This window comes from Polaromonas sp. (assembly GCF_030682935.1).
Lineage (GTDB): Bacteria > Pseudomonadota > Gammaproteobacteria > Burkholderiales > Burkholderiaceae_C > Polaromonas.
The window spans coordinates 1-8,168 of sequence record NZ_JAUXNA010000040.1; the positions used below are offsets into that span (position 1 = coordinate 1).

Genomic DNA, 8,168 nt, shown 5'->3' on the forward strand with positions numbered 1-8,168 from the left:
TACACCATTGTGCTGGTGGAGCAGAACTTCCGCTTTGCCGCGCCGCTGGCCGACCGTTTTTACGTGATGGAGCACGGCACCATCGTGAAACAGTTTGCGCAAAACGAGCTGACCCAGAACATGGGCATGCTGCAGGAATACCTGGGCGTTTGACTCAGCGCCGGCACCCGACAAATCAAGATACTCCAGATTTTCAACCCTCTTTTCGACACCTAACCAGGAGACACCATGAAACTCAAGACCCTCGTCGCCGCATTGGCCATTGGATTTTCCGCCGCGGCATCCGCGCAAACCAGCACCGGCCCGGTCAAGATCGGCTTCATCACCGACATGGCCGGACTGTACGCAGACATCGACGGACCGGCCGGCGCCGAAATGATCAGGTGGGCGGTGCAGGACTTCGGCGGCAAGGTGTTGAACCGCCCGATCGAGGTGCTGACCGCCGACCACCAGAACAAGGCCGACGTGGCCAGCTCCAAGGCCCGCGAGTGGATGGACAAGGACAACCTGGCCATGCTGGTCGGCGGCACCAGCTCGGGCACGGCGATCGCCATGTCCAAGGTCGCGGCCGAGAAGAAGCGTCCGTTCCTGGTCATCGGCGCCGGCTCGGCCCGCCTGACCAATGAAGACTGCAACCCCTACACGGTGCACTACGCCTACGACACCGTGTCACTGGCCAAGGTGGCGGGCAACGCGCTGGTCAAGGCGGGCAACAAGGACTGGTACTTCCTGACGGCCGACTACGCCTTCGGCTACTCGCTCGAGGGCGACGCTTCCACGGTGGTCAAGGCCAACGGCGGCAAGGTGGTCGGTGCGGTTCGCCATCCGCTGAACGCCTCGGACTTCTCTTCCTTCCTGCTGCAGGCGCAGTCGTCCAAGGCGCAGATCCTGGGCCTGGCCAACGCCGGCGGCGACTTCACCAACGCGATGAAGGCGGCCAAGGAGTTCGGCATCAACAAAACCATGAAGATCGCCGGCCTGCTGGTGTTCATCAACGACGTGCACAGCCTGGGCCTGGCCAACACCGAAGGCCTGCAGCTGGCCGACAGCTGGTACTGGAACCAGGACGACGCCTCGCGCAAGTTCTCCAAGCGCTTCTTCGACAAGTACAAGCGCATGCCTTCCAGCCTGCATGCCGCCGACTACTCGGCCACCACGGCCTACCTGAACGCGGTGAAGACTGCCGGAACGACGGACGGCGACAAGGTGATGTCCACCCTGAAGGGCATGAAAATCGACGACTTCTACAACAAGGGCCAGATCCGCGCCGACGGCCGCATGATCCACGACATGTACCTGTTCCAGGTCAAGTCGGTCAAGGAATCGACCACGCCATGGGACTACTACAAGACCATTGCCAAGGTCCCCGGCGAGCAGGCTTTCACCACGGTGGCCGAGTCCAAATGCTCGCTGCTCAAGAAATAATCTGACGCCCAGATCGGCTGGCCGCCTATGCGGCCGGCCGTTTTTTCGCATCTCAAGGCATGAACTGACGGGTCTCCATGGAAATTTTCGGTATTCCCCATCAAGCGTTTCTGGGCCAGCTGCTGCTGGGCCTGGTCAATGGCGCGTTTTACGCCATGCTCAGCCTCGGGCTGGCGGTCATCTTCGGCCTGCTGGGCATTGTCAATTTTGCGCACGGCGCACTTTATATGCTGGGCGCGTTTGCCGCCTGGATCATGCTCGACAAGCTGGGCATCAATTACTGGTTTGCGCTGGTGCTGGCACCGCTGACGGTGGGTGCGCTCGGCGTCGTGATCGAGCGGCTTTTCCTGAAACATCTGTACAAGCTCGACCCGCTGTACGGACTGCTGCTGACCTTCGGCCTGTCGCTGATTCTTGAAGGCATTTTCCGCGAGATGTATGGCGTGTCGGGCCAGTCCTATGACGTGCCCGAACTGCTGTCCGGCGCCACCAACCTGGGTTTCATGATCCTGCCGAACTACCGCGCCTGGGTGGTGCTAGTGTCGCTGGTGGTGTGCCTGGGCACCTGGTACCTGATCGAGCGCACCCGGCTCGGCGCCTACCTGCGCGCCGGCACCGAAAACGCCGCGCTGGTGCAGGCCTTCGGCATCAACGTGCCTTTGATGGTGATGCTGACCTACGGCGCCGGCGCCGCCCTGGCCGGGCTGGCCGGTGTGCTGGCCGCGCCCATCATCCAGGTCAATCCGCTGATGGGCTCGAACCTGATCATCGTGGTATTTGCGGTGGTGGTGATCGGCGGCATGGGCTCGATTCTGGGCTCCATCCTGACCGGTCTCGGCCTCGGCATTGTCGAAGGGCTGACGCGGGTGTTCTACCCGGAAGCGTCCAGCATTGTGGTGTTTGTCATCATGGTCATTGTGCTGATGATTCGTCCGGCGGGCCTTTTTGGCAAGGAGGCCTGAACCATGAGCAACGCCATCAACCCCCTCACTGACAACACCCTGATGACCCAAGCCGCCAAACTGATTCGCGTTACTTACATTGCGCTGCTGATCCTGGCGCTGCTGGCACCCATGCTCGGGCTCTACCCGGTGTTTGTGATGAAGCTGCTGTGCTTCGCCATTTTTGCCTGTGCCTTCAACCTGCTGCTGGGCTTTACCGGCCTGCTGTCTTTCGGCCATGCGGCGTTTTTCGGCTCGGCTGCTTACGTCACCGGCTGGCTCATCAAGTCACAGGGCTGGACGCCCGAGCTGGGCATTGCAGCCGGTGTTGTTGCCTCGGGCCTGATCGGCCTGGTGATCGGCGCGGTCGCGATCCGGCGCCAGGGCATTTATTTCGCGATGATCACGATGGCCCTGGCGCAGATCGTTTATTTCGTCTGCCTGCAGGCGCCGTTCACCGGCGGCGAGGACGGCCTGCAAGGCGTGCCGCGCGGCGCGCTGTTCGGCCTGCTGTCGCTGGAGTCGGACACCGCCATGTATTACCTGGTGCTCGCCGTGTTTGTGGCGTGTTTTCTGGTCATTTCACGCATCGTGCATTCGCCTTTCGGCCAGGTGCTCAAGATGATTCGTGAAAACGAGCCGCGCGCCATTTCGCTGGGCTACCAGGTGGACCGCTACAAGCTGCTGGCCTTTGTGCTGTCGGCCGCGCTGGCCGGCCTGGCCGGCTCACTCAAAACACTGGTGATGGGCTTTGCCACGCTGTCCGACGTGCACTGGTCGATGTCGGGCGAGGTGATCTTGATGACGCTGCTGGGCGGCGTCGGCACCTTCTTCGGGCCGGTGTTCGGCGCAGGCATCGTGAACTCGCTACAAAACCTGCTGGCCGACAAGGTCGGCTCCTGGGTGACCGTGATCATCGGCGTGATTTTTGTGCTGTGCGTGCTGGCCTTCCGCAAGGGCGTGGTCGGCGAGCTGCAGGCGTGGCTGGAGCGGCGCCGGCAGGCTGCTGCTGCCAAGGTTGTGCCCACGCAACCCTGAGACATCGGCTGACAGCCTGCAATAAGGCAACAAGATTCGCTATTATTTCAATAGCTTATTGCGCCCTGTTTGCATGGACGAAAGTCTGATTTGACTATAAAGAAATATCAGATTGGCGACGTCTTCAAGACGCATCGTCCAGCAGCCGCACCCTGACACTTTTCCCCTTGACCTTGCCCATCGCCAGCTTGTGCAGCGCATCGGCGGCAATGGTGCGGTCCACGGCCACGTAGGTTGAAAACTCGTTGACATTGATCTTGCCGACCTGCTCACGCGTGAAACCGGCCTCCCCGGTCAGCGCGCCCAGCACGTCGCCGGCGCGGATTTTTTCCTTGCGGCCTCCCACAATTTGCAGCGTGGCCATGGGCGGCAGCAGTGGCTCGTCGCTGGCAGGCGTGAGTTCGGCCAGCTTGTGCCATTCGGACACGGTTTTTTGCAGCTGCTCGATCTTGCCGACCGAGCCCATCTCGTCCATGCTCACCAGGCTGATGGCCCAGCCCTCCTCGTCGGCACGGCCGGTGCGGCCAATGCGGTGAATGTGGATTTCGGCGTCCGGCGTCACATCCACGTTGATCACCATTTCCAGCTGCGAAATATCCAGCCCGCGCGCCGCCACGTCGGTCGCCACCAGCACCGAGCAGCTGCGGTTGGAAAACTGCACCAGCACCTGGTCGCGCTCGCGCTGCTCCAGCTCGCCATACAGCGCCAACGCGCTGAAACCCTGGTTTTTGAGCTGCTGCACCAGCGCCCGGCACTGCGACTTGGTGTTGCAAAACGCCAGCGTGCTGCCCGGGCGGTAATGCTTGAGCACCAGGCCGACCGCGTTCAGGCGCGCTTCGTCATGGTCGCTTTCAGGCACCTCGTACCAGCGCTGGCGGATCTTGCTTTTCTCGTGCTGGGCCTGCACCGTGATGGTTTGCGGGCTCTTCATGAACTGCTGGCTGAGCTTGGCGATGCCCTCGGGGTAAGTCGCCGAAAACAGCAGGGTCTGGCGCTCTTTCGGGCATTGCTTGGCGACGGTGGCAATGTCGTCAAAAAAGCCCATGTCCAGCATGCGGTCGGCCTCGTCCAGCACCAGCGTGTTCATGGCCTCCAGGTTCAGGTTGCCGCGTCCCAGGTGGTCCATGATGCGGCCCGGCGTGCCCACCACGATGTGCGCACCGTGCTCCAGGCTGGCAATTTGCCCGCGCAAGGCGACGCCGCCGCACAAGGTCACGACCTTGATGTTTTCCTCGGCACGCGCCAGGCGCCGGATTTCGGTGGTGACCTGGTCGGCCAGCTCGCGTGTGGGGCACAGCACCAGCGACTGGACCGCAAAGCGGCGCGCATTGAGGTTGGACAGCAGGGTCAGCGCGAAAGCGGCGGTTTTGCCGCTGCCGGTCTTGGCCTGGGCGATGAGGTCCTTGCCTAGCAGGGCGGCCGGCAGGCTGGCAGCCTGGATCGGTGTCATGGAAAGGTAACCCAGGCGCTGGAGATTGGCCAGCGTGGCGGGGTTCAGGGGGAGTGTGTCAAAGGAGGTCAAGCCATGGAGCTTAACCGTCCGTCCTGGAAAACGAGATCGAGTCCAGCATGCGCTGCTTTCCGGTCAGGACGTGAGCCTCGAATGCGGCCGCAGCGCCTTCGCTGTCGCCGGCCTTGATCGCCCTCAGCAGCTCGCCGTGCTCGAAGCAGGACCGGCGCGCGCTGGCATTGGTGAACACGCCGCGCCGCATGAAAAGGGCCAGTTCCTTGGCGATGCCCGCGTCCAGGCGCTGCAGGCGCGGGTTGCCGGTGTACTCGGACAGCGCCTGGTGAAAGCGCAGGTTCAGGTCATGGTAGCTGTCCACGTCGTCCGCTTCGCAGGCGGCGTTCATGCCCTCGTGCATTTCGAAAAGCGCCTGCAGCTGGGGACCCGTAGCGCGGATGGTCAACAGCCGCCCCGCAGTGCGCGAGATGCCGGCGCGCAGGTCGTACAGGTGGAGCACGTCCTCCAGACTGATGCGCCGCACAAAGGCGCCGCGATTGGGGATGACCTCGACCAGACCCGTCGGTTCCAGGAAACGGATGGCTTCGCGCAGGGCGCCGCGGCTGACGCCCAGCTGCAGGGCCATGGCCTGTTCGTTGAGCTTGCTGCCCGGCTCCAGCTCGCGGTTGAGCACCTTGGCTTCGATCTGCGCGCTGACGCGCTGGATCACGGACTGGCTGAGTGGATGATCGAGTTCTTCAGTGTCAAGCATGGGGCGAAGTGTAAGGCAATCATAGGTGTTTACCCGAAAGATGCTGGCATTATTAATTTTATTGTCCAACAATATGAACATTGAACGAATTTATGTTGGACAAAAATGCTTGACCCTGCTGGAAATGTCGTACCGGTGCCAAACCGGACCAAGGAAATCCTCCAGGCTGGCGGCCTGGCCGCCAGTTTCAACGTCAGCCGCATGCGCACAGCGGACGCGGCCGGCATTGGCCATGCCTGCGGTTTCCAGTGGCTGTTCATCGACCTTGAGCACAACATGATCGATCCCGGCACTGCCGCCGACATGTGCGTGGCGGCCCTGGTCACCGGCATCACGCCGATCGCCCGCGTCCCAGGCCACGAGCATCACCATGCGTCGCGCATGCTGGACGCCGGCGCACAGGGCATCGTCGTGCCGCATATCGACACAGCCGAGCAGGCGCGCGCCGTGGTGCGCAGCTGCCTGTACCCGCCGCTGGGCGACCGCTCATTGACAGGGGCCCTCCCGCAGCTGCGCTTCCAGGCGCTGCCCATCGCCCAGGCCATCGAGTTGCTCAACGAGAACACCCTGGTCGTTGTCATGCTGGAGACCGCGCAGGCGATTGCCAATGCCGACGCCATCGCCGCAGTGGAAGGTGTCGATGTCCTGCTGGTCGGCAGCAACGACCTGGCCGCCAACCTGGGCATCCCCGGCGAGTTCGGGCATGCGCGCATGCGCGCCGCGTATGCGAGCACGATCGACGCCTGCCGCCGGCACGGCAAGTTCGCCGGCATGGGCGGCATTTATGAAGAGGCGCTCATGGCCGAGTACATCGTGGCAGGCGTGCGCTTCATGCTGGGCGGCGCCGATGTGGCTTTCATGATGGCGGGCGGCAAGCAGCGCGCGGCGTTCCTCAACAAGCTGCAACCCGCGGGAGTCAAGGCATGACGCGCATCGGATTTGTGGGTCTGGGTGTCATGGGCGCAGGCATCGCGTCCAACCTGATGAAAAACGGTTTTCCCATGACCGTGTACGCGCGCCAGCCAGGTAAGGCTGCGCCTTTCGTCGAGCGTGGCGCTCACCTGGCACCGACGATTGCGCAGGTGGGTGCGCGCAGTGATGTCGTCGTGCTCAGTGTGTCCAACACGCAGGACGTGGAGGAGGTGATCTTCGGCCAAGATGGTTTGGCGACCACGCTGGCCCGGGGCGCCGTGGTGATCGACACCAGCACCATCTCGGCCAAAGGCACGCAGGCCATGAGCGAAAAACTTGCCATGCAAGGCGTCACGCTCCTGGATGCACCTGTCAGCGGCGGCCAGAAGGGCGCCACCGATGGCACGCTGACCTGCATGGTCGGCGGGCCGCTGGCGGTGTTCGAGCAGTGCATGCCCGTGTTCCAGGGCTTTGCCAAAACCATCAACCGCATCGGCGAGTCCGGCGCGGGCCAGATCTGCAAGGCCTGCAACCAGATCTGTGTGATCGCATCCATGCTGGGCGCGGCAGAGATGGTGGCGCTGTGCCTGAAAACCGGCACCGACCCGATGCTGGTGCGCGCCGCCCTCCTGGGCGGCAGCGCCAAAAGCGCGGTGATCGAGAACCATACGCTGCGCCTGATCCGGCGATCTTTCGCGCCTGGCTTCCGTGCTGATCTGTTGCTCAAGGATCTGCGGCTGGCGCTGGACCTGGAAAACGAGAGCGGCGTGTTCGCGCCCGTCACCAGCACTGCCGAACCGCTGTTCACCAAAATGGTCGAGAGCGGCATGGCTGGCCTGGACTGGAGCGCTGTCGGCGCGCTGGTGCAGCAGATGTCCGGCATGGACGAGGGCAAGGCATGACAGTCGTCGCGGTCAATGCGCTTTCACATTTCTGCCGCGACACGCTGATCGCCACGGGCCTGTCTGGGGAACACGCCGGCCAGGTCACTGATTGCCTGGTCAACGCCGACCTCTGGGGCGTGGAGTCGCATGGTGTCAGCCGGCTGCCAATCTACGTGGAGCGGTTGCGTCGTAGCGTGGTCAATGCCCAGCCGGCCATGACCGTGCAGGGCGCGCGAGCCACCGGCACGGTGCTGGGCGACAACGGACCCGGCGCGGTTGTCGGAACCCATGCCATGCAAGAGGCCATCGCCCGCGCGCGCGAGTTCGGCTGCGGTGTCATGCTGGCGCGCCAGAGCAATCACTACGGCGTGGCCGGTCACTACACGCGCATGGCCCTCGCGCACGACTGCATCGGCATCTCCGGCTGCAACTCGCCGATTGGCATGGCGGCCTGGGGCGCGATGGAACCGACGCTGGGCACCAACCCGTTCGCTGTTGCGGTGCCTGCGGGACGTTACGGCACCTTCGCGCTGGACATGTCTTCGTCGGTCGTTGCCAAGGGAAAGATCCTCGTTGCCCAGCGCAAAGGCGACCCGATCCCGCTGGGATGGGCCCTCGACGCCCAGGGCAAGCCCACCACCAATGCCGACGACGCCTGGAATGGGGTGGTGCTGCCTTTCGCCGGCGCCAAGGGTTCGGGCTTTGCGTTGTTCATCGAAATCCTCTCCGGCGCGCTCGCCGGCGCCGCCATG

At 63.3% G+C, this 8,168-nt stretch carries 8 protein-coding genes and 1 pseudogene; 7 read left to right on the forward strand and 2 right to left on the reverse strand.

The features are described from left to right. From Q8K05_RS01425 to Q8K05_RS01440, 4 genes and pseudogenes are all read left to right on the forward strand, one after another. Window positions 1-153, forward strand: a pseudogene (locus tag Q8K05_RS01425) (ABC transporter ATP-binding protein); the annotation flags it as partial. A 75-nt stretch (window positions 154-228) separates the two neighbouring features. Beyond that, window positions 229-1,425 carry an ABC transporter substrate-binding protein gene (locus tag Q8K05_RS01430; RefSeq protein ID WP_305244768.1) on the forward strand — a complete coding sequence of 399 codons (1,197 nt, stop codon included), beginning with the start codon at window positions 229-231 and terminating at the stop codon, window positions 1,423-1,425. A gap of 77 nt (window positions 1,426-1,502) precedes the next feature. After that, on the forward strand, window positions 1,503-2,387 hold the full coding sequence (locus tag Q8K05_RS01435; RefSeq protein WP_305244769.1) for a branched-chain amino acid ABC transporter permease: 885 nt from the start codon (window positions 1,503-1,505) through the stop codon (window positions 2,385-2,387). Window positions 2,388-2,429: 42 nt separating this feature from the next. After that, window positions 2,430-3,404 carry a branched-chain amino acid ABC transporter permease gene (locus Q8K05_RS01440; RefSeq protein ID WP_305244775.1) on the forward strand — a complete coding sequence of 325 codons (975 nt, stop codon included), beginning with the start codon at window positions 2,430-2,432 and terminating at the stop codon, window positions 3,402-3,404. Between the two features lie 124 nt (window positions 3,405-3,528). Here Q8K05_RS01440 and dbpA read toward each other — a convergent pair whose 3' ends face one another. After that, entirely contained in the window at window positions 3,529-4,926 is a 1,398-nt protein-coding gene (gene dbpA, locus Q8K05_RS01445) for an ATP-dependent RNA helicase DbpA (protein WP_305244770.1), read from the reverse strand. A gap of 10 nt (window positions 4,927-4,936) precedes the next feature. Beyond that, window positions 4,937-5,620: a GntR family transcriptional regulator gene (locus Q8K05_RS01450; protein ID WP_305244771.1), complete on the reverse strand. Its 684-nt coding sequence runs from the start codon at window positions 5,618-5,620 to the stop codon at window positions 4,937-4,939. A 105-nt stretch (window positions 5,621-5,725) separates the two neighbouring features. Between Q8K05_RS01450 and Q8K05_RS01455 the strand changes: the two genes are divergently transcribed. The 3 genes from Q8K05_RS01455 to Q8K05_RS01465 form a co-directional block, all read left to right on the forward strand. Then, complete coding sequence (locus Q8K05_RS01455) at window positions 5,726-6,547, forward strand: HpcH/HpaI aldolase/citrate lyase family protein (protein WP_305244772.1); 822 nt, start codon at window positions 5,726-5,728, stop codon at window positions 6,545-6,547. Then, on the forward strand, window positions 6,544-7,434 hold the full coding sequence (locus tag Q8K05_RS01460; RefSeq protein ID WP_305244773.1) for an NAD(P)-dependent oxidoreductase: 891 nt from the start codon (window positions 6,544-6,546) through the stop codon (window positions 7,432-7,434). The genes Q8K05_RS01455 and Q8K05_RS01460 overlap by 4 nt, the downstream gene beginning before the upstream one ends. Beyond that, window positions 7,431-8,168 (forward strand): Ldh family oxidoreductase (locus Q8K05_RS01465; protein ID WP_305244774.1); only part of this gene is annotated, 738 nt, incomplete at its 3' end. The genes Q8K05_RS01460 and Q8K05_RS01465, both read left to right, overlap by 4 nt.